This is a genomic window from Streptomyces sp. NPDC041135 (assembly GCF_055592085.1).
The window spans coordinates 137,302-162,450 of sequence record NZ_JBVIYZ010000002.1 but is presented as its reverse complement, the minus strand read 5'-3'; the positions used below and the strand labels follow the sequence as shown (position 1 = coordinate 162,450).

The 25,149-nt window shown below is 75.6% G+C and carries 19 protein-coding genes; 12 read left to right on the top strand and 7 right to left on the bottom strand.

Annotated features, from left to right (window positions below; genetic code table 11):
* Positions 1 to 95: 95 nt before the first annotated feature.
* Entirely contained in the window at positions 96 to 2,837 is a 2,742-nt protein-coding gene (locus ACZ6CZ_RS05010; RefSeq protein ID WP_469014769.1) for a SpoIIE family protein phosphatase, read from the top strand.
* A 31-nt stretch (positions 2,838 to 2,868) separates the two neighbouring features.
* On the opposite strand, the gene ACZ6CZ_RS05005 is transcribed toward ACZ6CZ_RS05010, so the two are convergent.
* Complete coding sequence (locus tag ACZ6CZ_RS05005) at positions 2,869 to 4,725, bottom strand: glycoside hydrolase family 15 protein (protein ID WP_469014765.1); 1,857 nt, start codon at positions 4,723 to 4,725, stop codon at positions 2,869 to 2,871.
* A 288-nt stretch (positions 4,726 to 5,013) separates the two neighbouring features.
* Here ACZ6CZ_RS05005 and ACZ6CZ_RS05000 point away from each other — a divergent pair, with 288 nt between their 5' ends.
* Together ACZ6CZ_RS05000 and ACZ6CZ_RS04995 are read left to right on the top strand one after the other, a co-directional pair.
* Positions 5,014 to 5,220, top strand: coding sequence for a hypothetical protein (locus ACZ6CZ_RS05000; protein ID WP_469014763.1), 207 nt, complete (start codon positions 5,014 to 5,016; stop codon positions 5,218 to 5,220).
* Between the two features lie 222 nt (positions 5,221 to 5,442).
* Positions 5,443 to 5,823, top strand: a complete 381-nt coding sequence (locus ACZ6CZ_RS04995) for a VOC family protein (protein WP_469014760.1) — start codon at positions 5,443 to 5,445, stop codon at positions 5,821 to 5,823.
* Positions 5,824 to 5,905: 82 nt separating this feature from the next.
* Here the strand turns inward: ACZ6CZ_RS04995 and ACZ6CZ_RS04990 are convergent, their stop codons facing one another.
* From ACZ6CZ_RS04990 to ACZ6CZ_RS04980, 3 genes are all read right to left on the bottom strand, one after another.
* Positions 5,906 to 6,400: a DUF5709 domain-containing protein gene (locus ACZ6CZ_RS04990; protein ID WP_469014758.1), complete on the bottom strand. Its 495-nt coding sequence runs from the start codon at positions 6,398 to 6,400 to the stop codon at positions 5,906 to 5,908.
* Positions 6,401 to 6,540: 140 nt separating this feature from the next.
* Entirely contained in the window at positions 6,541 to 7,416 is an 876-nt protein-coding gene (locus tag ACZ6CZ_RS04985) for a lysylphosphatidylglycerol synthase transmembrane domain-containing protein (protein WP_469016531.1), read from the bottom strand.
* A 191-nt stretch (positions 7,417 to 7,607) separates the two neighbouring features.
* Entirely contained in the window at positions 7,608 to 9,092 is a 1,485-nt protein-coding gene (locus ACZ6CZ_RS04980) for a hypothetical protein (RefSeq protein ID WP_469014755.1), read from the bottom strand.
* Between the two features lie 177 nt (positions 9,093 to 9,269).
* Between ACZ6CZ_RS04980 and ACZ6CZ_RS04975 the strand changes: the two genes are divergently transcribed.
* On the top strand, positions 9,270 to 9,680 hold the full coding sequence (locus ACZ6CZ_RS04975; RefSeq protein WP_469014751.1) for a BlaI/MecI/CopY family transcriptional regulator: 411 nt from the start codon (positions 9,270 to 9,272) through the stop codon (positions 9,678 to 9,680).
* Positions 9,681 to 9,722: 42 nt separating this feature from the next.
* Here ACZ6CZ_RS04975 and ACZ6CZ_RS04970 read toward each other — a convergent pair whose 3' ends face one another.
* Both ACZ6CZ_RS04970 and ACZ6CZ_RS04965 read right to left on the bottom strand, forming a co-directional pair.
* On the bottom strand, positions 9,723 to 12,065 hold the full coding sequence (locus tag ACZ6CZ_RS04970) for a glycoside hydrolase family 65 protein (protein WP_469014744.1): 2,343 nt from the start codon (positions 12,063 to 12,065) through the stop codon (positions 9,723 to 9,725).
* Complete coding sequence (locus ACZ6CZ_RS04965) at positions 12,062 to 12,811, bottom strand: HAD family hydrolase (RefSeq protein WP_469014739.1); 750 nt, start codon at positions 12,809 to 12,811, stop codon at positions 12,062 to 12,064. Before ACZ6CZ_RS04965 ends, ACZ6CZ_RS04970 begins: the two co-directional genes overlap by 4 nt.
* A gap of 108 nt (positions 12,812 to 12,919) precedes the next feature.
* On the opposite strand from ACZ6CZ_RS04965, the gene ACZ6CZ_RS04960 reads away from it, so the two are divergent.
* The 5 genes from ACZ6CZ_RS04960 to ACZ6CZ_RS04940 all read left to right on the top strand — a co-directional run bounded on the left by ACZ6CZ_RS04960 (position 12,920) and on the right by ACZ6CZ_RS04940 (position 19,792).
* Positions 12,920 to 13,609, top strand: a complete 690-nt coding sequence (locus ACZ6CZ_RS04960) for a nucleoside/nucleotide kinase family protein (protein WP_469014734.1) — start codon at positions 12,920 to 12,922, stop codon at positions 13,607 to 13,609.
* Between the two features lie 108 nt (positions 13,610 to 13,717).
* Entirely contained in the window at positions 13,718 to 15,454 is a 1,737-nt protein-coding gene (locus ACZ6CZ_RS04955; RefSeq protein WP_469014729.1) for an ArnT family glycosyltransferase, read from the top strand.
* A gap of 99 nt (positions 15,455 to 15,553) precedes the next feature.
* Complete coding sequence (locus ACZ6CZ_RS04950; protein WP_469014723.1) at positions 15,554 to 16,471, top strand: MurR/RpiR family transcriptional regulator; 918 nt, start codon at positions 15,554 to 15,556, stop codon at positions 16,469 to 16,471.
* A gap of 445 nt (positions 16,472 to 16,916) precedes the next feature.
* Entirely contained in the window at positions 16,917 to 17,297 is a 381-nt protein-coding gene (locus ACZ6CZ_RS04945; protein ID WP_469014717.1) for a hypothetical protein, read from the top strand.
* Between the two features lie 140 nt (positions 17,298 to 17,437).
* Positions 17,438 to 19,792, top strand: a complete 2,355-nt coding sequence (locus ACZ6CZ_RS04940; RefSeq protein WP_469016528.1) for a SpoIIE family protein phosphatase — start codon at positions 17,438 to 17,440, stop codon at positions 19,790 to 19,792.
* Here ACZ6CZ_RS04940 and ACZ6CZ_RS04935 read toward each other — a convergent pair.
* A complete protein-coding gene (locus tag ACZ6CZ_RS04935; protein WP_469014712.1) occupies positions 19,767 to 20,636 on the bottom strand; it encodes an ATP-grasp domain-containing protein in 870 nt (289 codons plus the stop codon). The two genes, ACZ6CZ_RS04940 and ACZ6CZ_RS04935, sit on opposite strands and share 26 nt — an antisense overlap.
* Before the next feature lie 231 nt (positions 20,637 to 20,867).
* Here ACZ6CZ_RS04935 and ACZ6CZ_RS04930 point away from each other — a divergent pair, with 231 nt between their 5' ends.
* The 3 genes from ACZ6CZ_RS04930 (at position 20,868) to ACZ6CZ_RS04920 (ending at position 25,133) form a co-directional block, all read left to right on the top strand.
* Positions 20,868 to 21,623: a TetR family transcriptional regulator gene (locus tag ACZ6CZ_RS04930; protein ID WP_469014707.1), complete on the top strand. Its 756-nt coding sequence runs from the start codon at positions 20,868 to 20,870 to the stop codon at positions 21,621 to 21,623.
* A 136-nt stretch (positions 21,624 to 21,759) separates the two neighbouring features.
* Entirely contained in the window at positions 21,760 to 22,176 is a 417-nt protein-coding gene (locus ACZ6CZ_RS04925; RefSeq protein WP_469014702.1) for a Zn-ribbon domain-containing OB-fold protein, read from the top strand.
* Positions 22,177 to 22,325: 149 nt separating this feature from the next.
* A complete protein-coding gene (locus ACZ6CZ_RS04920; RefSeq protein ID WP_469014696.1) occupies positions 22,326 to 25,133 on the top strand; it encodes an alpha/beta hydrolase family protein in 2,808 nt (935 codons plus the stop codon).
* Positions 25,134 to 25,149 lie beyond the last annotated feature (16 nt).

The following is a 25,149-nucleotide window of genomic DNA, read 5'->3' as shown; positions in this document are numbered from 1 at the left end:
CGGCCGCGCACCTCCCGCGGCCGGTGCGGACCGGCCGCCGTCACCCGCTGCGACGAGCCTCGCCCTCAGGGGCCCGGCAGTGTAGACATGGGCACATGGTCCGACTGCCCGGCCGGCCCGCGACTCGGCCGCCCCGTCCCACCGGGTCCGCGCGCGCGCCGTTCGGTGCCCGGCGGCCGGCGGGCGGACGGGACGGCGGGGCGCACGGAACCCTGCGGGCCACGCTGAGCGGGCGCAGTGTCGCCGGGCAGGTGTTCGTCCTTCAGGTGGTGATCGTCCTGCTGCTGGTCGTGTCGGCGGTGGTGGCCCAGGTGCTCCAGGTGCGGCACGACAGCAACCTGGAGGCCCGCAACCGCTCCCTCGCGGTCGCCGAGACCTTCGCCAACGCCCCGGGCACCGCGGACGCGTTGCGTTCCCCGGACCCCACGGCCGTGCTCCAGCCGAGCGCCGAGGCCACCCGCGAGGCGACCGGTGTCGACTTCGTGGTGGTGATGAACACCGCCGGCATCCGCTACACGCATCCCAGACCCGACCGCATCGGCAAGCGGTTCGTCGGCACGATCGGGCCCGCGGTGGCCGGCGGCACGGTCGTCGAGCAGGTGGACGGCACGATCGGGCGGCTGGTGCAGGTCGTGGTGCCGGTGAAGGACTCCGCCGGGACGGTGGTGGGACTGGTGTCGGCCGGCATCACCACCGCGCACGTGGGCGGGGCCGCCGACCAGCAGCTGCCGCTGCTGCTCGCGGCGGCCGGGGTGGCACTGGTGCTGGCCACCGCGGGCACCGCGCTGGTGAGCCGGCGGCTGCTGCGCCAGACGCACGGGCTGGGCCCGTACGAGATGACCCGGATGTACGAGCACCACGACGCGGTGCTGCACGCGGTGCGGGAGGGCGTGCTCATCGTCGGCGACGAGGGCCGGCTGCTGCTCGCCAACGACGAGGCGCGCCGCCTGCTGGACCTGCCCGAGGACGCCGAGCGGCGCAGTGTGCTGGACCTCGGCCTCGACCCCGGCACGGCCGAACTGCTGGCCTCGGGCCGGGAGGTCACGGACGAGGTGCACCGGGTCAAGGACCGGCTGCTGGCGGTCAACCAGCGGCCCACCGACCTGCGCGGCGGCCCGCCCGGCAGCGTCACCACCCTGCGGGACTCCACCGAGCTGCGCGCCCTGTCCGGCCGCGCCGAGGTGGCCCGCGAACGCCTGAACATGCTGTACGACGCCGGTGTCGGCATCGGCACCAGCCTGGACGTGACCCGCACCGCGCAGGAGCTGGCGCGGCTGGCGGTGCCCCGGTTCGCGGACTTCACGACCGTGGACCTGTTCGACGCGGTGCTCGACGGCGAGGAGCCGCGGCCCGGGTCCACGCTGCGCCGGGTGGCCGGCGGCGGGGTCCGCGACGGCGCCCCGCTGTACCCGGTGGGGGAGCGCATCCGGTTCGTGGACAGCTCGCCGCAGGCCCGCTCCCTGGCCACCGGGCAGTCGGTCGTGGAGCCGAGGCTGCGCCAGGCACCCGGCTGGCTCGCGCAGAATTCGGAACGCACCGACCGGATCGTGGCGTACGGCATCCACTCGCTGATCACGGTGCCGCTGCGGGCGGGCAGCCTGATCCTGGGGGTGGTCAACTTCTGGCGCGCCGGGAAGCCGCAGCCGTTCGACACCGAGGACCGGGCGCTCGCCGAGGAACTCGTCGCCCGGGCCGCGGTGTCCATCGACAACGCCCGGCGCTACACCCGCGAGCACGGCATGGCGGTGACGCTTCAGCGCAGCCTGCTGCCGCGCAGCCTGCCCGAGCAAGGAGCCCTGGAGATCGCCTACCGGTACCTGCCGGCGCAGTCGGGCGTGGGCGGGGACTGGTTCGACGTGCTGCCGCTGTCGGGTGCCCGGGTGGCGCTGGTGGTCGGGGACGTCGTCGGGCACGGGCTGCACGCGGCGGCGACCATGGGCCGGCTGCGGACGGCGGTGCACAACTTCTCCGCGCTGGACCTGCCGCCCGAGGAGCTGCTGGGGCTGCTGGACGAGCTGGTCGGCAGACTCGACCAGGACGAGACCCCCGCGGACGGCGCCGCCCCGGTCACCGGGGCGACCTGTCTGTACGCGGTGTACGACCCGGTCGCCGGGCGCTGCACCGTCGCCCGGGCCGGTCACCCCCCGCCGGCGGTGGTCCGCCCCGACGGGACGGTGGAGTTCCCGGAGGTGCCCGCGGGGCCTCCGCTGGGTCTGGGCGGGATGCCGTTCGAGACGGCCGATCTGGACCTGGCGGAGGGCTCCCGGCTGGTGCTGTACACCGACGGGCTGGTCGAGGACCGGGAACGGGACATCGACGAGGGCCTCGACATGCTCCGCGACGCCCTCGCCCGGACGCCCGGCGCCTCCCTGGAGGACACCTGCCGGGCCGTCCTGGAGCGGCTGCCGGCCCGGCCGAGCGACGACGTGGCGCTGATCGTCGCCGAGACCCGCGTCCTGGGCGCGGACCGGGTCGCCGAGTGGCAGGTGCCGTCCGACCCGGCGGCCGTCGCGGAGGTGCGGGCGGCGGTGACCCGGCAGCTGACCGCGTGGGGCCTGGCGGACCTGTCGTTCACCACGGAACTGGTGCTGAGCGAACTCGTCACGAACGCCATCCGCTACGGCCGCGCCCCGATCGGCGTACGGCTGCTGCGCGACCGCACGCTGATCTGCGAGGTCTCCGACCGCAGCACCACCTCCCCTCACCTGAGGTACGCGGCGAGCACCGACGAGGGCGGCCGGGGCCTGTTCCTGGTGGCGCAGCTCGCCGAGCGCTGGGGCACCCGTTACACCGCCACGGGGAAGATCATCTGGGCCGAGCAGCCGCTGCCGGGCTGAGCGGCGGTCGTCCGGGCGGGGCGGTGCCGGGTCAGCCGAGGGCGCGGTCGAGGCTGAAGGCGGCGCTGATCAGGGACAGGTGGGTGAACGCCTGCGGGAAGTTGCCCTGCTGCTCACCGGTGCGGCCGATCTCCTCGGCGTACAGGCCGAGGTGGTTGGCGTAGGTGAGCATCTTCTCGAAGGCCAGCCGGGCCTCGTCGACGCGTCCGGCGCGCACGAGTGCCTCGACGTACCAGAACGAGCAGATGGAGAAGGTGCCCTCGTCGCCGCGCAGCCCGTCCGGGCTGGCCTGCGGGTCGTAGCGGTAGACCAGGGAGTCGGAGACGAGGTCCTCGGTGAGGGCGTCCAGGGTGGACAGCCACTTGGGGTCGGTGGGCGCGATGAACTTGGCCAGCGGCATCATCAGCACGGAGGCGTCGAGGACGTCACCGCCTTCGTACTGGACGAAGGCGTGGCGCCGCTGCGACCAGCCGCGTTCCATGATCCGCCGGTAGATGGTGTCCCGGCACCGCTGCCAGCGCAGCAGGTCGGCGGGCAGTCCGCGCCGGTTGGCGAGGCGGATGCCCCGCTCGACGGCCACCCAGCACATCAGGCGGGAGTACAGGAAGTCCTTGCGTCCGCCGCGCGTCTCCCACACGCCCTCGTCCGGCTGGTCCCAGTGCGCGCAGACCCAGTCGACGAGCCGGCACACGTCGTCCCACTGGCCGCTGGAGATGGGCTCGGCCCACTTGTCGAAGAGGTAGACGGAGTCGATGAGGGCGCCGTAGATGTCGAGCTGGAGCTGGTCGGCGGCGGCGTTGCCGACCCGCACCGGGGCCGAACCCTGGTGGCCCTCCAGGTGCGGCAGCACGCGTTCGGGCAGGTCGGAGCGGCCGTCGATGCCGTACATGATCTGCAGCGGGCCCGCGGCGGCGCCGTCGCCGGGGCCGATGTGGGTGGTGAGGAAGCCCATGAACGCCGCGGCCTCGCCGGAGAAGCCCAGCCGCAGCAGCGCGTACACGCAGAAGGCGGCGTCGCGGATCCACACGTAGCGGTAGTCCCAGTTCCGCTCCCCGCCGACCTGCTCGGGCAGGCTGGTGGTGGGGGCGGCGACGATCGCGCCGGTGGGCGCGTAGGTGAGCAGCTTCAGGGTGAGGGCGGAGCGGTGGACCATCTCGCGCCAGCGGCCGCGGTAGCGGGACTGGGCGAGCCAGCGCCGCCAGTAGGCGACGGTGGCGGCGAACTCGTGCTCGGCCTCGGCGCGGGCGCAGCCGCGGGGCGCGACCTCGTTGCCGAGCTGGTCGAGGGCGAACACGGCGCTCTCGCCCTCGCTGAGCTTGAAGTCGGCGCGCACGTCCCTGCCGTCGCTGCCCAGGGTCACGGTGGAGGTCAGCGCCAGGGACATGGCCGGTGACTCGAACAGGGCCATGCCGCCCAGCAGCGTCACGGTGTGCGGGTCGGCGCCGTAGGCGAAGCGCGGGGCGACCAGGACGCGGAAGGGGACGGTGCCGCGTACGCACAGCACGCGCCGGATGAGCCGGTGCCGGCCGGGCTCGCGGGCGGGGTCGGCGCGCTCGCTCTGGGTGGTCACCGGCATGAAGTCCTGCACCTCGCCGACGCCCTCCTCGGTGAAGAAGCGGGTGATCAGCACATTGGTGTCGGGGAAGTAGAACTGCTTGGTGCGGGCCGGGACGGCCGCGGCCAGCTCGAAGCGGCCGCCGCGCTCGGCGTCGAGGACGGCGGCGAAGACGCTGGGCGAGTCGAAGGACGGGCAGCAGTACCAGTCGATCGTGCCGTTGCTGCCGACCAGGGCCACGCTCCGCAGGTCGCCGATGAGCCCGTGCTCGGCGATCGGGAGGTAGCGGGGGGCGGTTGTACCGGCGTCCTGCTGGAACGGCGTCGCGACCATCGCGGCCTCCCGGTGCGGGGGATGCGGCGGCGGTCGCGGTGCGGGCCGCTGCCGGGTGCAGCCGCCCGGGCCGGCCGCGGTGGCTGCCGTCCGGGCTGCTTCGAGCCTAGGAGTTCCAGCTTAGGAGCGAGTGCCCGCGCGTGGCGCGGGCAGGAGGTCCGGCACGAGCCGCCGGTGCCTTCCGGATGCAGGGTGCGCTCCGGCGGGCAATCGTGAGAGTGTGCCCGGTCGCTCCGTGCGGCGCGGCCCGGGCGCCGATGCGGCCATCCGGACCGAGGAGGAGGCATCATGCCGACGTCACAACCCGAAGAGTCCAGGTCGTCCGACGACCATGCCACCCCGGACTCCCTGCTCCACAGCGCACCGGCCCAGGGCGTGACCCCGGAGGACCTGGTGCTGGCGGCGGGCAGGGACATCACCCCGGCGAGCCTCGACTGGGCCCGGCGCAAGATGGAGGCGGAGGGCCCGTCAGCCGTCGAGAGGCTGCTGCCGTAGGGCCGTCTGCCGCCCGTGTGCCCTGACGGCCGTGGCGGCACCGGGTCCGGTGTCCGTCACGGCCGTCAGGGCTGCGCGCTGCGCGCCCGCGTGTCCGCGGCAGCGGGCGGGCGGTGAGCGGCCCGGAAAACGACTCGCCCGGGCTCACTCCGCCCGGTACGGTTCCCAGCGCGTGTCCCCGGGCAGTCCCCTCCACCCCGCCGATGAGAGCAGGTTGCGTCCATGGCGTGCCGGATCAGTGAACTCGTGCTCGACTGCCGCGACCCCGAGGCGCTCGCGCGCTTCTGGTGCGAGGTGCTGGACTTCGTCGAGCTGGGCCGCGAGGAGGACGGCAGCATCGAGATCGGGCCGCGCGAGGGGTTCGGCGGCGCGCAGCCGACGATCATCCTCAGCCGCAGCGAGCGGCCGGAGCCCGCCAAGCCCCGGCTGCACATCGACGTCAACGCCACCGACCGCGACCAGGACGCCGAACTGGAACGCCTGCTGAAGCTCGGGGCGCGCCCGGCCGACGTCGGCCAGACCGGCGAGGAGTCCTGGCACGTCCTCGCCGACCCCGAGGGCAACGCGTTCTGCCTCCTGAAGGCCCGCCTCGGCCCGCTCTGACACGGCCCGCTCCGACCGGCGCCGCCGGGGCCCGTGCGCCCCGCCCGGCAGGGTGCACGGGCCCCGGTGGCCCAGAGATCGCTCAGGGCCGGTCCGGCAGGACCGTGTCGTCCTCGACCACGTGCACCGCGGCCTCCTCCGCGCCCGCCGCGCCGCCGTCGATGCCGACGTCCGCGGCGACCTCCTCCTTGGTGGCGTCCGTGTGGGCGCCCTCGTCCGGGGCGACCAGGCGGCCCGCGCGGGCGGTCCCCGTCTCCGGGTCCACCGGCTCGCCCTCGCCCCCGGGAAGGTCGCCGATGCCGTCACCGGCCGGCGGTTCGACGTCGGGGACCTCCTGGCGCAGCCGCTCGTCCAGGGACTCCCCCTCGTGCTGCTCGGCGGCGGTGATGCCGTGCTTGGTGACGCCCAGCGGCCGCTCGGGCGGGGAGTAGCCCTCGTCGAGGATGTCGTCGTAGGTGCGCTCGTCGACCGCGTCCTGCAGATCCAGCGGCCCGGCGTCCTCCTGTTCCTCGTTGGTCCCGGTGGGCTGGTAGGCGTCGTCCGCCATCGGCGTCTGCTCGGACTGCTGATCGCTCATGGTCGCCTCTCTCTCGTCACACGAAGCTCGTCACACCGCGTTTCCCGCAGGTGCGCCCCTAACCCCCCGGACCGTACGTCCGTCGGCCTGCGGTGCGCTCGCCTTGGCGGCCGGCGGGGCGGGTCCGGGCCCCCGGCGGGTCACAGCGCCTTGCGGCGCACCAGCAGCCCGAGGGTGAGCAGGCCCGGCAGCAGCGGCAGCCAGACGGTCAGCAGGCGGTAGCCGAGCACGGCTGAGGCGGCCGCCGCGGCCGGGGCGCCGGAGGCGGTGAGCGCGACGGCGAGGGCCGCGTCGAGGGAGCCGAGGCCGCCGGGGGTGGGCAGCAGGGCGGCGGCGCTGCTGGCGGCGAGGTAGAGCAGCGCCACCTGCGGCGGCGGCAGCGGCACGCCGACGGCCCGGGTGACGGCGACGAGCACCAGCGCGTGCAGCGCGGCGAAAGCGGCCGAACCGCACCACAGGGCGGCCGCGCGGGCCGGGCAGGCGTGCACGGCCCGGATGTCGGCCAGCACCGCGGCGAGCGCCCGGCGGCAGCGCGGCCACAGCGGGGTGGCCAGTACGGCGGACAGCGCGGCGGCGGCCAGGACGACGGCGGTCACGGCGGGGCCTGCGGGCGGGAGGCGCAGCAGGCCCGGGCAGGCCGGTACGAGGGCCGCGAGCAGGGTGAACCGGGCGACGGCGCCGGAGGCGGCCTTGACCGCCAGGGCGCTGGCGGAGCGGGTCGCGGGCAGTCCGCAGCGCATCAGGAAGCGCAGGTTGACCGCGCCGGCGCCGAGCCCGGCGGGCAGCACGTGGTTGGCGGCACAGGCGGCGAACTGCGTGGCGACCAGCCGCGGGGCGGGCAGCCGCTGCACCACCGCGCCCTGCTGGGCGAGCGCGGAGGCCGCCCAGGTGCACACCGCGGCCGTGGCGCCGAGCAGCAGCCAGCCGTGGTCGGCGGCGGCCAGCCGCAGGGCTCCGCCACGCACCGCGGGCCAGTGCCGGTGGGCCAGCAGCCCGGCCGCGGCGAGGACGGCCAGTGCGGCGGCGGCGTGCCAGCAGGCCCGCCGCCGCCCGGTGGCGGTGACGGCGGCGACGGCCCCGGCCGGCGCGGTGAGCGTGCCCGGACGGCGCCGCCCGCTCGGGCGGGCCCCGCCGGCCGGCGCCGCGGGCGGGTCGTCGCGGCGCCGGCCCGGTGAGCGTGCCCGGCCGGCGGGGCCCGCCGGGGTCGTCACGATCCCGGTCCCGGGACCGCGTAGTGCAGGCGCAGACCCTCGAACGGCACCGACGGCCAGCCGCGGGCGTACCGGGGCGGGCGGGACCCGGACGGCACCAGGACGGCGACCGGGATGTGGTGCGCGGTGCGGGCGATGCCGTCGGCCGTGCTGTTGGCGTTGTGGCCCGCGGTCGCGGCGGAGGCGCAGCCGGCGTAGAAGGCGACGGGGATGGCGTCCTTCCCGGTGACCAGGCAGGACGGCTCGACGCCCAGCCGGTGCAGCCGGTCGGCGGTGCGGGACCAGGCGTCGTGGGCGGCGGCGGTGCGGTGCACCGTGCGTTCCAGGACGATCAGCTGCACGCCCAGGTGCGCGGCGAGCCCGAGGACCACGGCCAGCGCGGCCACCCGGCGCCGGGTGCCGCGCCGGAGGGTCAGCGGGTGCAGCAGGGCGTCGGCCACCGGCAGGGCCAGCAGGGCGTAGGCGGGCAGCAGGAAGCGGGGGGCCGCGTAGCCGATCAGGAACAGGTAGGGGAAGGCGGCCGCCGCGGCGCAGACCAGCGGCACCGCGGTGGCCGTCGTGCGCCGGGCCCGGACGGCGAGGAGCAGCCCGAGCGCCGCCAGCACGGGCAGCGCGTACCACCAGACGGTGACCAGCGGGTGGGGCGCGGCGCCGGTGCACGGCCGGCACAGGGCCCGGCCGCCGAGGCTGCGCAGCTGGTCGGCGACGGCGACGTGCAGACCGAGGCCGCCCTGGATGGCGGAGCCGTCGGACAGCCGCTGGAGGAGACCGCCGTACGAGACGTAGGCCTCGATCACCCACTCGGCGGCCCCGGCCACCAGCCCGGCGGCGACGGCGGCCGCGGGGCGCCGGTAGCGGCGCAGCACGGCGAGGGCGAGCAGCGGGAGGGTGGTCCAGACGGCGTCCGTGGGCCGCATCCAGGCCATCAGCGCGCCGGCGGCGGCCAGACCCCACAGCGCCGCCCGGTCCGAGCGGTCGGCGCCGGCGCGCAGGAAGCAGGCGACGGCGGCCAGGGCGCCGACGGCGACCCAGTAGTTGGGCATGGCCTGGGGGCCGTAGAACAGGGTCACCCACAGGGAGGCGAACAGGGCGCCGGCCAGGGTGAGCACGCGGCGCGGGAACAGGTCCCGCCAGGCGCGCAGTGCCAGGAACAGCGCGAGTCCGGAGAGCGCGGCGAGGTAGACGCGCAGCAGCGGTGTGGACGCCGACCAGGTGGTGACGGGCGCGACGAGCAGGGTGACGCCGCGGGCGCGGGGCGCGCTGAAGAAGGCCGCCGGGGCGTGGCCGCTGACCTGGCTGACGTACACCGTCTCGTCCCAGCCGAGGCCGAGGCCCGGCCGGACCAGCAGCAGCTGGGCCAGGGTGAAGGCCGCGGCGACGGCCGCGAGCGGGCCGTCGGCCCGGGAGGTCCGTAAGCGTCCGCGCCACGGCGGTGCGTGCCGCCCGGTCCCGTCCAGCGTGGCGTGCGTGGTGCCGGCCATGTTCCACCCCTCTACCCCTACAGCCTGTAGGGCAGGGTCGCACAGTTATCCGTCAGGGCCTCGGAAGCACGGGTGAGAGTCGGTAAAAAGCATGGTCAAACTATCTGGTTCCGGGCGCGGCCGCGGACATGGTTCAGCCATGCGCATGACGGCCCTACGCGCTGTAAGGTTGGCCGCATGGCTGGAACGGACTCTCGCCGCGGGGCCGGGCGGCGCGGCGCCGGTGAGCTGGAGGGCGAGGTGCTGGCGGCGCTCTGGGCGACCGAGCGGCCGCTGACGCCCGCCGAGATCCAGGCCGCGCTCGGCGGCGGACTCGCCTACAACACGGTGCACACCATCCTCAAGCGCCTGTTCGACAAAAGTCTGGTGCTGCGCGACGCCGACGGGCGGCGCGGCGCGTACCGGCCGGCGAAGAACGCCGCGGAGCTGACGGCGGCGGCGATGCACGAGGCCCTCGGCCGGGGCCCGGATCCGGTCGCCGCGCTGCGGCAGTTCGTGTCGGGCCTGAGCCCGGAGGCCGAGCGGGCGCTGCGCGGCCTGTTCACCGACGGCACCGGCGGCGGCAGCGGCGAGGGCGTCAGCGGGTGAGGTCCGGCGTGCGCGGCGGCGCGGGCACGCCGGACCTGCCGGTCAGCCGCCGTTCGGAGCGCGGTGCGGGGGCTGCTGGGGCGCCGGGCGGGGCGGCAGGGGCGGTACGGCGCGCACGGCGGGTTCGCCGGTGCGCACCGTCAGCGGTTCCCCGTGGTGGCACACGCTCAGCGGCGGCCCGTCCAGCAGGGTGTACGCCGTCTTCTCCGCGCTGATCTCCACCCGCAGCCTGCGGCCGCGGAACTGCAGGCTGAAGGCGAGCCGGCTCAGCCGCTCCGGCAGCCGGGGGGCGAACAGCAGTCCGTCGCCGTGGTGCCGCATCCCGCCGAAGCCCGCCACCAGCGCCATCCAGGTGCCGGCCAGCGAGGCGATGTGCAGCCCGTCGCGGGTGTTGTGCTCCAGGTCCGCCAGGTCCATCAGCGCGGCCTCGGCCGCGTAGTCGAAGGCCAGCCCCAGGTGTCCCGCCTGGGCGGCGATCACCGCCTGCACGCACGCCGACAGGGAGGAGTCGCGGACGGTCAGCGGCTCGTAGTAGGCGAAGTTGCGCACGATGTGCTCGTCGTCGAAGTACGCGCCGCACGTGTACATCGCCAGCACCAGGTCCGCCTGCTTCACCACCTGTTTGCGGTACAGGTCGAAGTAGGGGAAGTGCATCAGCAGCGGGTACTGCTCGGGACGGGTGCCGGCGAAGTCCCAGCGCTGGTAGCGGGTGAACCCGGCGTGCTGCTCGTGCACCCCCAGCTCGGCGTTGTACGGCACGTACATGGCCTCGGCGGCGTCCCGCCAGGCGGCGCTCTCCTCGTCGTCGACGCCGAGCCGGTCCGCCTGCCCGGGGTGGCGTTCGACGGCGTCGGCCGCCGCGAGCAGGTTCGCCCGGGCCATCAGGTTGGTGTACGTGTTGTCGTCGGCGACCGCGCTGTACTCGTCGGGGCCGGTGACACCGTCGACGTGGAAGGCGCCGTGGTGGTCGTGGTGGCCGAGCGAGCGCCACAGCCGGGCCGTCTCCACCAGCAGCTCCACCCCGGTGTCCCGCTCGAAGTCGGTGTCCCCGGTGGCGGCGACGTAGCGGACGACCGCGTCCGCTATCCCGGCGTTCACGTGGAAGGCGGCGGTGCCGGCCGGCCAGTACGCGGAGCCCTCCGAGCCCTCGATGGTCCGCCAGGGGAACGCGGCCCCGTCGAGACCCAGCTGGGCGGCCCGCTCCCGGGCGGTGTCCAGGGTGTTGTACCGCCAGCGCAGCGCCTCGGCGACGGCCTGCGGCGCGGTGTGGGTGAGCACGGGCAGCACGAACATCTCGGTGTCCCAGAAGGCGTGCCCGTCGTACCCGGAGCCGGTCAGGCCCTTGGCCGGGATCGCCCGCTGCTCGGCGCGGGCGCCGGCCTGGAAGACGTGGAAGAGGGCGAAGCGGACGGCCTGCTGGATCTCCTCGTCGCCGTCCACCTCGACGTCGGCCCGGGCCCAGAAGTCGTCCAGGGCGGTGCGCTGCGCGTCGACCAGGCCCTGCCAGCCGTCGTGCGCGGCGGCCGCGAGCGCGGCGTCGACCTGGTCGGCCATCGCGGGCAGCGAACGGGCCCCGGACCAGCCGTGGGCGACGAGCTTCTCCACCCGCAGCCGCTCCCCCGGCTCCAGCACGGAGGTCACGGTCAGCCGGGCCACGTCGATGCCGCTCTCGCTGTGGTGCGTGGTGCGCTCGGGCCCGTCGACGCGGTGGTCGGCGGCGACCGCCACCCGCAGACCGCTGCGCCGGGTGCGGTGCACCAGCCGCAGCCGCCGGCCGGAGGCGAAGCCGTCCTCCTGCTCCAGCGGCGAGTGCAGCGCCATCGCGGCGCGCGGATCGCCGTTCGCCTGCGGCAGCGTCTCGTTGGAGACCAGCTCCGACTGGATCACCACCCGGGTGCGGCTGTCGACGGCCTCCACCTCGTACGCGACGGCGGCCACCGCCCGCTGGGTGAGCGACACCAGCCGGGTGGAGCGCACCCGCACGGTGGAACCGGCCGGGGAGGTCCACTCGCAGGTCCGCTCCAGCACCCCGCGCCGCAGGTCCAGGACGCGCTCGTGGGAGACGAGCCGGCCGTAGCGCAGGTCGAACGGCTCGTCGTCGACGAGCAGTCTGATGACCTTGCCGTTGGTGACGTTGATGACGGTCTGGCCGGCCTCGGGGTAGCCGTAGCCGGCCTCCGCGTACGGCAGCGGATGCACCTCGTGCACGCCGTTGAGGTAGCTGCCGGGCAGGCCGTGCGGTTCGCCCTCGTCGAGGTTGCCGCGCCAGCCGACGTGCCCGTTGGACAGGGCGAACACGGACTCGCTCTGCGCCAGCACGTCGAGGTCGAGGGTGGTCTCACGGACCGTCCACGGCTCGACGGTGTACGCCCGCTGGGTGATCACTCCTTGCCTCCGAGTTCGGCCAGGTCCTTGACGACGACGTCGGCGCCGTGCGCGTGGAGGGCGTCGGCCTGCCCGACCCGGTCGACGCCGACGACGTACCCGAAGCCGCCGGAGCGGCCGGCGTCCATGCCGGCCAGGGCGTCCTCGAACACGGCCGCCCGCGCCGCCTCCACGCCCAGGTCGCGGGCGGCGGCGAGGAAGGTGTCGGGGCGCGGCTTGCCCGGCAGGCCCCGCTCGGCCGCGACCACCCCGTCGATGCGGACGTCGAAGAACCGTTCGGCGTCCACCGCGCGCAGCACGTCCTGGCAGTTGGCGCTGGAGGAGACGATCGCGGTGCGCAGGCCCTGCGCGCGGACCGCCTCCAGATAGCGCAGGGTGCCCTCGTAGGCCTCGACGCCACCGGTGCGGATCTTCTCCAGCAGCAGCTCGTTCTTGCGGTTGCCGAGGCCGTGCACGGTCCGGGCGTCGGGCGGATCGTCGGGGGTGCCCTCGGGCAGGTGGATGCCGCGCGAGTCGAGGAACGCGCGGACCCCGTCGGCACGGGGGCGTCCGTCGACGTACTCGTCGTAGTCGGCGGCCGTGTCGAACGGCCGGGCGGCGTCCGGGTCCAGGCCGTCCTGCTCGCGCAGGAAGGCGTCGAACGCCTCCTTCCAGGCGGCCGCGTGCACGACGGCCGTCTTGGTGACCACTCCGTCGAGGTCGAAGAGACAGGCCTGGATGGTGTCGGGCAGACCGAGCTGAGTCATACCCAGCAGCGTTCCCCGTCGGAACGCTTCCAGTGGGTGGCGCACGCCACATCCGGGGCGCGTCGTGTGCGCCGGGTGGCGCACCGGGGCGGGTGGCACACTCGGCGGGTGCGCCCGACCTACGACGACCTGCTCGGCCGCGCCCGGCGGCTCACCGCCGGCGGCCGCCGCGCCCTGCTCGGCATCGTCGGCGGTCCGGGCGCGGGCAAGACCACCCTCGCCGAGCGCCTGGTGCGCGACCTGAACGGCACCGGCGCGCCGTGGGTGGCGCACGTGCCGATGGACGGCTTCCACCTGGCCGACGCCGAACTGGACCGGCTGGGCCGCCGGGACCGCAAGGGCGCCCCGGACACCTTCGACGCGGCCGGGTACGCCGCGCTGCTGCGGCGGCTGCGCGAGACTCCCGGCACGGAGGGCCCCGACGGCACGGGCGGCGCGGGCGGCCCGGACCCGGACCTCGGCGAGGTGGTGTACGCGCCCGGTTTCGAGCGGGTGCTGGAACAGCCGATCGCGGGGGCGATCCCGGTGCCGCCGTCCGCCCGGCTGGTGGTGACCGAGGGCAACTACCTGCTGCTGGAGCAGGGCGCGTGGGCGCGGGTGCGGCCGTGCCTGGACGAGGTCTGGTTCTGCGAGACGGACGAGGCCGAACGCGTGCGGCGGCTGGTGGCCCGGCACGAGGAGTTCGGCAAGGACCACGACGCGGCCGTGGCCTGGGTCCTCGGTACCGACCAGCGCAACGCCGACCTGGTCGCCGCCACCCGGGAGCGGGCCGACCTGGCGGTGCCGCCCGGCATCTGAGCGCGCCCGGCCGGGCGGGGCGCACCGCAGGTGAACCCCGCGGGGCCGCGGGCCGTACCGGTGTACACGGCGGAGGGACCGCCGGTCGGACTCGTGTCGGGGCGGACGATGGCAGGCGCACAGGATTCGGTCCTCGCACCCGGGACGCCCGGCGGCGCCCCGTCACCGGGCGCGGGCCCGCTCCGGCCCCGGCCGGGCGCCTCGCCGGGCACCCGGCCGGGTGCCTGGCTGCGCCGCCGCAGGTGGCCGGTGCCGCTGCTGGTGGTGCTGCTGCTCGGCCAGATGGCCGCGGTGATGGTGGTGACGGCCCGCCAGCAGACACCCACCATCGACGAGCCCGTGTACGTCGTCACCGCCGCCGACTACCTGCGCGAGCACCGGCTGCACTACAACCTCGAACACCCGCCGCTCGGCAAGCTCGTCGTCATGGCCGGGGTCACGGCGGCCCGCCCGCACTACGACCCGTCGTTCACCGGCACCCAGGGCGAGGCCGGGCGGCACCTGCTGTACGAGTCCGGCAACGACCCCTGGCGGCTGATGCTCTGGGCCCGGCTCCCGGTCGTCGCGCTGACCCTGCTGTTCGGGCTGGTGGTCTTCGCCTTCGCCCGGGACGTCACCGGCCCGGCCGGCGCGGTCACCGCGCTCGCCCTGTACGCCTTCAGCCCCGACGTCGTCGCGCACGGCTCGCTGGCCACGCTCGACGTGCCGGCGGCCGGTTTCGTGCTGACGGCCGTCTGGCTGCTGTGGCGGGCGCGCCGGCGGCCCCGGGCGTACCTGCCGGCGGCCGGGGCGGCGCTCGGCGCGGCCGTGGCCACGAAGATGAGCACGCTCCCGGCGGTACCGGTGCTGTTGGCACTGGCGGTGGCCGCCGTGCTGCACGCGCGCGGCCCCGGCGGGTCCGGCGCGGCCGGCCGGTGGCGCCGGCTGCTGCCCGGGCTGGCGGGTGCGGCCGTGGTGGCGCTGGTGGCGGTGGCCGTCGTCTGGGCGTGCTACCTCGCCGTCGACCCGCGGCTGCGGTTCCTGCCGGCCGACCCGGTGCCCGCCGTGCACGGGCTGCGCGGGCGGCTGACCGGGCTGCTGCCGCTGCCCCGCGCCTACCGGGACGGGATGCGGGTGCAGTTCGGCCTGGAGGGCCGCCCGTGGCAGGGCTACCTCTTCGGCCGCCTCTACACCGGTTCGCTCTGGTACTACCTGCCGGCGGCCCTGCTGGTGAAGACCCCGCTGGGGCTGCTCGCGCTGGGCGCGGCCGGCGCCGTCACGGTGACGGCGGTGCGCCGGCTGCGGCCCGCGGCGCCGTATCTGCTGCTGCCGCCCGGTGTGCTGCTGGCGGCGGCGATGACCGGGTCGCGGGACTTCGGGACCCGGTACGCGGTGTTCGTGCCGATGTTCCTGGCGGTGACGGCGGCCTGCGTGCCCGCGCCGGGCCGGCGGTGGCGCGGCTGGGCGGCGGGGGCGCTGGTGCTGTGGGTGGCGGCCGGTTCGCTGCGCACGTACCCGTACTACCTGCCCTACGCCAACGAGGCGTTCGGCGGGCCGGCCGCGACCCATCTGCGGCTGCACGACTCCAACGTCGACTGGGGCCAGGACCTGGGCCGCCTCGCCGACCGCCTCTCCACGCGGTACCGGGGCGAGCGGGTCTGGCTGGTGTACAAGGGCAGCGGCGTGCCGTCGTACTACGGCATCCACGCCCGCGATCCGCGCACCGTGCCGCCCGCCGAGGTGCACGGGCTGCTCGTGGTGTCGGACTCGGCGGCGGCCAAGGCCCGGGGCGCGCTGGCCGAGCTGATCGGCGGCAGCCGGGTGATCGACGAGGTCGGTCATTCGATCACCGTGTACCGGCGCTGAGAGCGGGTCCCCGCACCGGCGCCGGGGCCGCACAAGCCGCTGGTCACCACGGGCGGTGAGCTATGTTGAGTCCTCGTGGGAGACAAAGGAGAAGGACCGGTGCCCTCGCCGCAGCAGGCCCGTGCACAGGCGTCCGCGATCACCTCGGGAAAGACCGTGCCGCGGGCCGAGGCCGCACCCACCTCCCAGCTGCGCGAGCTGTTCGACGGGCCCCGGCTGTCCCCGGGGCAGCGGCGCATCGCCCAGTACCTGATCGAGCACATCACCGAGGCCGCGTTCCTGTCGATCACCGACCTCGCCGACCGCGTCGGCGTCAGCCAGCCGTCGGTGACCCGGTTCGCCGCCGCGGTCGGCTTCAGCGGCTACCCGGCGCTGCGCGAGAAGCTCCAGTCGATCGCGCTGCGCACCCTGGCGGGCGGCCCCGACGAGGTCGACCGCAGCAACGAACTGCAGGCGGCGGTCGACGCCGAGATCCAGAACCTGGAGAACCTGCGCCGCGACTTCGCCGATCCCGACCGGGTGATCCGGGTCGGCCGCGCGCTCTCCCGGTCTGCCCCGCTGACCGTCCTGGGCCTCAGGATCTCGGTGTCGCTCGCCGAGTACTTCGCCTACGCGGCCCGGCGCATCCACCCCGACGTGCGGCTGGTGACCCGGGGCGGCAGCGTGGCCTACGACGCGCTGCTACAGTCCCGCGAGGCCGGCGGTACCTGGGTGCTGGCGTTCGGCATGCCCCGGCACTCGCAGGAGACGCTGACCGCGATCCGGGTCGCCCGCGGCGAGGGGCTGCGCGTCGCCCTGGTCACGGACCTCGCGCTGGGCCCGCTGCCCGACGAGGCCGACGTCGTCTTCACCACCGGCACCGGCTCCCGGCTGGTCTTCGACACCTACGCCGCGCCCGGGCTGCTCGCCGCCGCGCTGCTGCAGGCCATGACCGACGCGGACCCCGAGCGGACCCAGGCGCGCCTGGAGAAGTACGAACAGGTCGCCGACCAGCACCAGTTCTTCATGCGGGACTGACCCGGCGGGCATCCGGCGCGCATCCGTCGCGCACCCGGCCCGCAGGACGGCGGCTGCCGTGCGGACAGGATCATTCAGCGTGCGCAGCGCATGAATGTTTTCATACGTCTTGCAAACCGGTCGGCATATATAAATACTGCTCACGGATCGCACCCGACCCACTCCGGGCACGTTCCGCACCCGCGGGCCCCACGGCTCGCACCCGCCCCGAGAAAGCCGACGGTCCGCCATGCGCACGCACGCCCCTTCGCCGCGCCGGCGCCCGACGGCCGGGGCCCCCGCACGGACGCCACCGGCCGCCGTCTCCTACCCGCGTCGGCGCCAGGGGTGTCCGCTCGGGCGTCGCCCGCGCGACGCCGCCCACGGCGGCCCCGGTCATCCCCTGGGCCGGGGCCGCCACAGACCCGTCGGACCCACCCCCCACGACGCCGCAGAACCGGAAGCGATGATCATGACCCTGACGACCACGCGCATCGGACCGGACTGGCCCTGCCAGGTCAAGACGCCCGGCACCTTCGACTGGGAGCGGTCGGCCGCCAGGTGGCTGCGCGACCTCGTACCGGCCCGCTACGCCAGCTACCCGGCGCTGATGCGCCACCCCGTGCTGCTCGCCCGGCACGCGCAGATCCAGGTCCAGCACGAAATACGGGTGGCCCGCACCGCCCTGCAGACCGCGCGGGCCGAACTGCCCGTCCTCGGCCTGCCCGAATCGGTCATCGAACACACGATCAAGCTGTACGCGGCCGAGGTGCTCCAGCTCCAGCACATCGCCCGCAGTGTCCGCGCCGTCACCGAAGCGCTGGCCGGCCGCGGCACCGGCCGCTGAGCTTGCGGGCACCGGCCGCCGGCGCTCGCGCGCCCGCACCGGCACGCCCCCGGACAGCCGCGGACGGACCCCGCAGACGAGTGATCGGACCGGCCCGGATGTGCGATGCTCGACGCGTGACGAGCGAGCCCGCGCCCCCGATGGACACCGGTGGCGGCGCCGACCTGGCGGCGTTGGCCAAGGTGGTCGCCAGGCAGCGCGCGGAGCTGGACCGGCTGCGGGACCTGGCGGCGACCTCGGCCGTGCTGGAGCGCGCCAAGGGCGCGCTGATGGCCACGACGGGCTGCTCCCCCGAAGCCGCGTACGAGGAACTCCAGGAACGCGCGGCCACCGGCGACCGTACGCTGCTGGAGGAGTGCTGGCTGACCCTGGGCGCCCTGGCCCCGGCGGCGGCCCGCGGCGCCGCCGCCCCGTCCGCGCGGCCGGCGGCAGGGGCCTCCTGGGACACCCCGCCCGCCGGCAGCGGCGACCTCGCCGGGGTGCTGGGCAGCCTCGGCACGGCCCTGGTCCGCGTCGGCTCGCCGCAGGAGCTGGCGGGCTGCCTGCTCGACCACCTGGAGCCGCGGCTGGGCGCCGACGCGGTGCTGCTCTACCGGCTGCTGCCGCAGGGCGGCCTGGAACTGATCGGCCACGCCGGGGTCGACGCCGACCTGGCCGTGCGGTGGCGCCACATCCCGCCGCTGAGCGGCGTGGCCGCGCTGGAGGCCCTGGAGGCCCGGGAACCACGCTGGCTGGAGGACCTCCCCACGGACCGCGCGAAGTTCCTGCTGATCGGCGACCCGCCCGAGCGCTGGGCTTCGCGTGCCTGGCTGCCCGTGCCGGCCGGGGACACCACCAGCGTGGCCCTCGGCGTGCTGCGCCGCCGCGGCGGGCCCTTCACACCGCGCGAACGGGAGCAGCTGCGCGCCACCGCGCGCCTGTGCGCCGGCCGGCTGCGCGCCTTCGACGCGCCGGTGGAACACCCCCTCGCGGACGCCGCCCACACGGTCCAGGGCGTGCTCGACGCCCTCCCCGGCGCCGCGCTCCTGCTGACACCGCTGCGTTCGGCCACGGGCGAGGTGGAGGACTACCGCATCGACGCCGCCACCCCGCAGGCCGTCGACATCTTCGGCCGCACCGGACGCGACATGGTCGGCACGCACGTCCTGGAGAGCTACCCCTCGGTCGCGGGCGAGCGCCTGTGGCACGGCTACCTCCGGGCACTGCACACCGGCGAGCCGTTCGTGGGCGATCCGTTCGCCTACCAGGACGTCATCGACGGGGTGCCCGTCACCGCCACCTACTCCGTGCGGGCGGCGCCGCTCGCCGGCGGCCTGCTGGTGAGCTGGCTGCGCCACGACCCCACGGACCGCCAGGAGCAGCGCCTGTCCGACGTCCAGCGCCTGGGCAACCTCGGCTGGGCCAACTGGAACCTCGTCACCCAGCAGATCAGCTGGTCCTCCCAGGCCTACCGGGTGCTCGGTCGCGACCCGGCGCGCGGGCCGGTCCGCCTGGAGCGGCTGCCGGACCTGGTGGCCGCCGAGGACGCGGGCACCCTGGCCCACGCCATCGCCGAACTCGTCCGCGACGCCCACCAGTTCGACGTGCCGTTCCGTATCGCCACCCCACAGGGCGCACGGCACCTGCGGATGGTCGCCGAGGCGGTCACGGACACCGGCGGCACCCCCGTCGAGGTGCACGGCTTCGTCCAGGACCTCACCGCGCAGCGCAGCGCGGAACTGGCGCTGATGGAGAGCGAACGGGCGGTGCTCCTCCAGCACGGCGTCCTCCAGGCCGAGCGGGCGGTGGCCGCCCGGCTCCAGCACGCGCTGCTGCCGCTGCCCCGCAAGCCCGTGCAGCTGGCCGGGCTGCGGGTCGAGGTCGCCTATCTGCCCGCCCAGGCGGAGATCCACGTGGGCGGCGACTGGTTCAGCGCGATCGAACTGCCCGACGAGTCCGCGCTGTTCGTCGTGGGCGACGTCGCCGGGCACGGCATCGGCGCCGTCGCCACCATGGCGCAGCTCCGCTTCACCGCCAAGGGCATGGTGAGCACGGGTTCCTCCCTGACCGGTGCCCTCACGCGGCTGAACTCCCTGCTGCTGCAGTCCAGGGACAGCCGGACCACCGCCACCCTCGTCCTCGCCCGCTACGAGCCGCGGGGCCGCCGGCTGGCCTGGGCCCAGGCGGGCCACCCGCCCCCGCTGCTGCTGCGCGACGGCCGGGTCCGCTATCTGGAGCGCCCCTGCGGCATGCTGCTCGGCGCCAGCGCGACGCCCGTGTACGGCGCGGCCGAGTGCCGCCTGGAACCCGGCGACCGGCTGCTGTTCTACACCGACGGTCTGGTCGAGCGTCCGGGAGAGGGCATCGACGCCGGCTTCACGCGCCTCGCGGAGGCCGTGCTCAGCCACGGCGGCGACGCCGGCTTCCTCGACTCGCTGCTCTCCGCCCTGCTGACGGACGAACTGCGCGACGACGTCTGCGTGCTGGACATCAGGGTGCCGCCGGAGAACGGGTAGACGACCGCGCGGGGACCGGCTCCCGCAGGAACCGGTTCAGGGACGCCGTCATCGCGGTCACGAAGGCGTCCCGGGCCGCCTGCGGCAGCGCGTCCAGCGACAGGTAGGGGTTGAGGTCCTCCAGCTCCACCAGGAGCAGGCCGCCGTCCGGAGCCCGGCAGGCGTCGACCCGCTGGATGCCGTGCGCCAGGCCGTTCCAGTCGATGAAGCGCCGGGCGAACTCCAGATCCCCGGCGGTCGGGGTGTAGGGCTCCAGGTGCCAGCGCCGGCCGGGGTCGGGTGCGTACAGGGCGTACTGGAAGTCGCGGTCGACGAAGCAGAAGGACACCTCGTAGGCGAAGTCGACGCACGGCTGGACCAGCACGCTGCCGTCGGCCAGCTCCCGGGCCTCCTCCTCGCTGACGACGCGCAGGCCGAGGGAGTCCGCGCCGCGCTTGGGCTTGACCACGTACCGCTCGGCCCGCGGCAGGCGGCGCACGTCCTGCGGGCGGTCCGCGGTCGGGATGACGGGGAAGCCCGCCGCGTGCAGGTCGAGCAGGTACTGCTTGCCCGCCATGTCCGCCTTGCCGGTGAGCGGGTTGTACACGGGAACGCCGCCGCGCAGGGCGCGGGCGCGGAAGTCGTCGTAGGCCCGCTGGTAGCCGAGGACGGGCCCGCTGTTGCGGACGACCACCGCGTCGCAACCGTCCATCAGGGCCGCCGCGTCCAGCGGGTGGCACAGGGCCAGGTCGAAGTGGGCGCGCAGCCGGGAGGTGAGGTGTATGTCCTCGTCGCAGTAGCGGCGCCCGCGGGCCTGGTACGCCAGGTCGGTGACGTACAGGAGGCGGGGGCGGGCGGCGGGCATGCGGGCTCCTCGTGGGTCGGGGCGGCCGGGGCGGACGGGCGCCCTCAGCAGCGCCGAAAGGGTACTTCGCGCCCTCGGCAGCCCACGTCCCGGCCCGGCCGTCCGGCGACCGGGCCCGCCCCGGGGGGTGCGCAGCCGTGCGGTACGCCCCGCAGAGCACCGAGTTCCCTCGACGGGCCATCGGAGTGCACTGAGTGTCATCCGGCCGGTTCGGGTGTTACGTTCCCGTCCATGAGTTCCAGCAGCGCGGCGGCGGCCGCGAAGCCGCCCATGCGGGACGCCCTGGTCGCGGCGGCCTTCCAGCTCTTCCTGGAACGCGGCTACGAGGAGACCACGGTGGACGACATCGTGTCCCTGGCCGGGGTCGGGCGGCGCTCGTTCTTCCGGTACTTCCCCTCCAAGGAGGACGTGGTCTTCCCCGACCACGAACGCTGCCTGGCCGACATGACCGCCTTCCTCGCCGCGAGCGGCGAGCGGCACGAACCGGTGCGGCGGGTCTGCGACGCGGCCCGGCTGGTGCTGCGGATGTACGCGGAGAACCCCACGTTCTCCGTGCAGCGCTACCGGCTCACCAGGAAGGTGCCGGGGCTCAGGGCCTATGAGCTGTCGGTGGTGTGGCGCTACGAGCGGGCGCTCGCCGCGTATCTGCGCGAGCGCTTCGCCGGGCGGCCCGACGGCACACTGCGCGCGGACGTGATCGCGGCCGCCGTCGTCGCGGCGCACAACAACGCGCTGCGCTCCTGGCTGCGTTCCGACGGCCGGGGGGACGCCGGCGCCGCGGTGGACCACGCACTGGGCTGGGTGCAGTCCGCCTTCGCCCACGACGGCGCGCCCGCCGCCACGCGCCCCCTCCCCGCGCACCCCGTTCCCCCGCCCCCCGGCCGGGCGGAGGCGGACGAGGTGGTCGTGCTGGTCGCCCGGCGCGGGACGCCGCTGTGGCGGATGCTCCAGGAGATCGAGTCGACGCTGGACGACGGCCTGAAATAGGGGTACGCGGTACCTTTACCGCTGGCACTGAGTGCCATACTCTGTCGGCGTGCACGGTGGCACGGGAACCGGGCACAGGCGTGCGCGGCTCGCGCCGGGCACACGGGATTCCGGCCGAGCGCAGGGAGTTGACAGCGTGTACCACCACTCAGCAAGCGCCGCTCAGACAGGGGCCGGCTCCGCGGCGGGTGTCCTCGACCCCGTTCCGGCCGACACCGGGGACGCCCTCCTCTTCCAGCGCTGCACCTGGTGCGGCACCGCGATGTACCAGCGGCTGCTGTGTCCGGTGTGCCAGGGCAGCGACCTGCGCACGGAGCGCAGCGAGGGCACCGGGACGGTCCGCCACGCCACCGTGGTGCACCGCAACTCCCCCGCGGCGCGCAACGTGTCGCTGGTCGAGCTGGCGGAGGGGTTCGTCGTGCGGGGCCGGGTCATGGGTCCGGCGATGGGCATCCACAGCGGGGACCGCGTCCAGCTGTCCACGGCCAAGGACCCGGTGCGCGGCGAGCCGGTCTTCCAGCTGCTGGACGAGCCGTACCGCGCCTGGAGCTGACCCCGGCACCGGCTCGCCGGCGCGGCCGCCGCCGCCGAACCGCGCGGGTCTCACAGGCAACCCACAGTCCGCTCCGTCCGTCCTCCGGGGCGCGAGGCGCTCCCGGGACCACCAGGGCGCCCGCGCCCGGTGTTCGAGGAGGAGAGACAGTGGTCCGTGCCCGGCAGATCTGGGTCGCCGCCGCCGCGTTGCTCGCGGTGGCCGGGGGATCCTCGCAAGCGGCGCTCGCACAGCCCCAACCCCCGCCCGCGGTCGAGCCGTCGGCGTCCCCGGCGGCGTCAGCGGCGGCCCTGACGGGGAAGCTGCCGCCGGGCTGGGCGATCGGCGGCTCCCGGTCGGCGCCGCAGCTGCTGTGGCACGTGGACCGCCGGATGCCCATGGGTGACGCGCGGGTGGAGTTCCGGGCCGGCGGACGGCTGCTCGGGATACCCGCGCCCGCGCCGGACGGGCACACCTTCCGGCTTCCGCTGCCCGGCGGGCCCTCCGCGAGCGTGAAGAGTCTCGAAGTCTGGTCCGGCGGACGGCGCCTGGACACCGGCGGCCACACCGGCGGCACCAACACGCCGGCGCCGGACGCGGTCCGGCCGCCCGCTCCCCTGCCCGCGGGCTCGGTGGACCCGGGCAAGCCCGGCCGCTACCGCACGACCAGCGGCGAGTACACGCTCAAGTCGGTGCGCCTGCCCGGCTTCTCCGAGCCGGTGGAGATGCGCGGGGTGGTGGTCGCCCCGGCCGGCGCCCCCGGCGCCCGCCCGCTCGCCCTGTTCCTGCACGGACGGCACTCCACCTGCTACACCCCCGGCTCCGGCCCGCACGGCGACACGAGCGGCGCCTGGCCCTGCCCGCCGGGCACCGAGCCGGTGCCGAGCCACCGCGGCTATCTGCGCGACCAGAAACTGCTCGCCTCGCAGGGCTATGTGACGGTGTCGGTGTCGGCCAACGGCATCAACGGCCAGGACTGGGCCGCCGAGGACGGCGGCGCACAGGCCCGCTCGTCGCTGGTGCGGCTGCACCTGGCCCGGTGGGCCGACTGGGCCGCACACCCCGGCACGGCGCCCCCGGCCGTACGCGCCGCGCCGCGCGCCGACCTGTCCCGGGTGCTGCTGATCGGGCACTCGCGCGGCGGCGAGGGCGTCAGCCGGGCATCGCTGGACAGCCTCTACCCGCCGCCCGCCGACCAGGACGGCTACCGCGGCCCGGTGCGCTGGCACATCCGCGGCACCGTGCTGATCGGCCCCACCGTCTTCGGGCAGAACCCGGTGCCGGACGTGCCGTCGGTGTCGGTGCTGCCGGGCTGCGACGGTGACGTGTCCGACCTCCAGGGCGAGGTGTACGTCGACGGCACCCGGGGCGTCAGCAGCGGGCGCGCGCTGCACAGCGCGGTCTACGTCATCGGCGCCAACCACAACTTCTTCAACACCGAGTGGACCCCGGGGCGGTCCGCGGCACCGGCGGAGGACGACTTCTGGGACGAGCCGGGGGCGCACGACCCGGTCTGCGCCCAGCACGCCGCGACCCGGCTGACCGCGACCCAGCAGCACCGGGCCGGTGCGACGTACATCGCCGCCGCGGCCCGGCTGTTCGTCGCCGGGGACGACCGGGTGCGTCCCCTGCTGGACGGTTCGGGACGGCGGGCGCCGTCGGCGGACCCGGCGCGGGTGCTCAGCCACGCGGTCGGCGCCGGCCGCGGCGGCGGGTTCCTGCCGGACGGCACGGTGTCCGTGACGGGCGGCCGGCTGTGCTCGGCGGTGGACCCCGGCCCGGGCGCGGCCTGCCTGGGCCCGCGCGTCAAGGGCGCCTCGCCGCACTTCGCGATGTGGGAGACCGACCGGGAGACCGGGCGGCGCGCGGTCGCGCTGCGCTGGCGGGCGGCCGGGTCCGCGGCGCGGGTGCGGCCGGCCGCGCCGGTGTCGCTGGCCGGTGCCCGGGCCCTGGCGCTGCGGGTGATCGTGCCGCCGAACTCGGCGGGCACGCGCCTGGACGTGTCCGTCGCCGACGCCTCCGGCCGCGGCGCTGTCCTCGGCACGGTCCGCGTCGACGGGCTGCCGGGCAGTGCGCGCACCGCGTCGTACTGGGCGCGCGAGGTCCGGGTGCCGCTGACGGCGGCCACGCGCGCGGGAGTCGACCTGCGCCGCGTCGAGTCCCTGACGCTGACGCCGCGTTCGGCGTCCGGGCGAGCCTGGCTCATGGACGCCTGGGGCTGGCGCCCGGGGACGCCGGCGGTGCGGGCGGAGCGACTGCCACGCGTCGACGTCGGCCGCGCGACGGTGAACGAGGGCGACTCGGGTGTGCGCACCTACCAGGTGCCTGTCCGGGTGTCCGGGCACGGCAGCGGACAGGTGCGGGTGTACGTCGTCGACCCGGCCACCGGGCGGGCCGGGAACCGGCTGGTGACGGTGCGGCCCGGCGGCGGCATCGACGTGCCGGTCGAGGTGCGGGGCAACACCCGCTACGGCGGTGACGTGGCGCACGACGTGCTGGTGAAGGCGGTGCACGGCGCCGTCGTCGGCTCCTACCGGGGCGGGGTCACCGCGCGCGAGGACGACCCCAGGCCCACGGTGACCGTCACCCCGGTGGCCGGCCGGGTCACCGAGGGCGAGTCGCTGGCGTGGCGGCTGTCCCTGTCGGAGCCCGCCGACGTGGATCTGGGCATGCTGTTCGCCGCCGCCGCGCCGGTGACCGGCCCGGAGCTGTCCACGAAGGACGTGCCGGCCGACTGGCTGCGGGAGGCCGCCGGTGTCCCGCCGGACCCGGAGCGGGCGCTGTCCGCCCTGGAGGGCTGTTACGTGTGGGTGGACCTGCCCGCCGGGCGGACCAGCGCCGACGTCACCCTGCCCACCGTCCGCGACCGCACCGCGGAACCCGCGGAGTCGGTGCGCCTGCGGCAGCTCGACGAGAACACCGGTGAACCCCGCCCGGGCGGCCCCGAGCTGACCGGCACGGTGCTGGACCGGTCGTAGGGCCAGGGCCTGTGGG

Bases quoted from the DNA above. Each gene is read 5' to 3' on its own strand.
- ACZ6CZ_RS05010 (WP_469014769.1), top strand. From the start codon at position 96: ATGGTCCGACTGCCCGGCCGGCCCGCGACTCGGCCGCCCCGTCCCACC.
- ACZ6CZ_RS05005 (WP_469014765.1), bottom strand. From the start codon at position 4,725: ATGGTCGCGACGCCGTTCCAGCAGGACGCCGGTACAACCGCCCCCCGC.
- ACZ6CZ_RS05000 (WP_469014763.1), top strand. From the start codon at position 5,014: ATGCCGACGTCACAACCCGAAGAGTCCAGGTCGTCCGACGACCATGCC.
- ACZ6CZ_RS04995 (WP_469014760.1), top strand. From the start codon at position 5,443: ATGGCGTGCCGGATCAGTGAACTCGTGCTCGACTGCCGCGACCCCGAG.
- ACZ6CZ_RS04990 (WP_469014758.1), bottom strand. From the start codon at position 6,400: ATGAGCGATCAGCAGTCCGAGCAGACGCCGATGGCGGACGACGCCTAC.
- ACZ6CZ_RS04980 (WP_469014755.1), bottom strand. From the start codon at position 9,092: ATGGCCGGCACCACGCACGCCACGCTGGACGGGACCGGGCGGCACGCA.
- ACZ6CZ_RS04975 (WP_469014751.1), top strand. From the start codon at position 9,270: ATGGCTGGAACGGACTCTCGCCGCGGGGCCGGGCGGCGCGGCGCCGGT.
- ACZ6CZ_RS04965 (WP_469014739.1), bottom strand. From the start codon at position 12,811: ATGACTCAGCTCGGTCTGCCCGACACCATCCAGGCCTGTCTCTTCGAC.
- ACZ6CZ_RS04955 (WP_469014729.1), top strand. From the start codon at position 13,718: ATGGCAGGCGCACAGGATTCGGTCCTCGCACCCGGGACGCCCGGCGGC.
- ACZ6CZ_RS04945 (WP_469014717.1), top strand. From the start codon at position 16,917: ATGATCATGACCCTGACGACCACGCGCATCGGACCGGACTGGCCCTGC.
- ACZ6CZ_RS04940 (WP_469016528.1), top strand. From the start codon at position 17,438: ATGGACACCGGTGGCGGCGCCGACCTGGCGGCGTTGGCCAAGGTGGTC.
- ACZ6CZ_RS04935 (WP_469014712.1), bottom strand. From the start codon at position 20,636: ATGCCCGCCGCCCGCCCCCGCCTCCTGTACGTCACCGACCTGGCGTAC.
- ACZ6CZ_RS04930 (WP_469014707.1), top strand. From the start codon at position 20,868: ATGAGTTCCAGCAGCGCGGCGGCGGCCGCGAAGCCGCCCATGCGGGAC.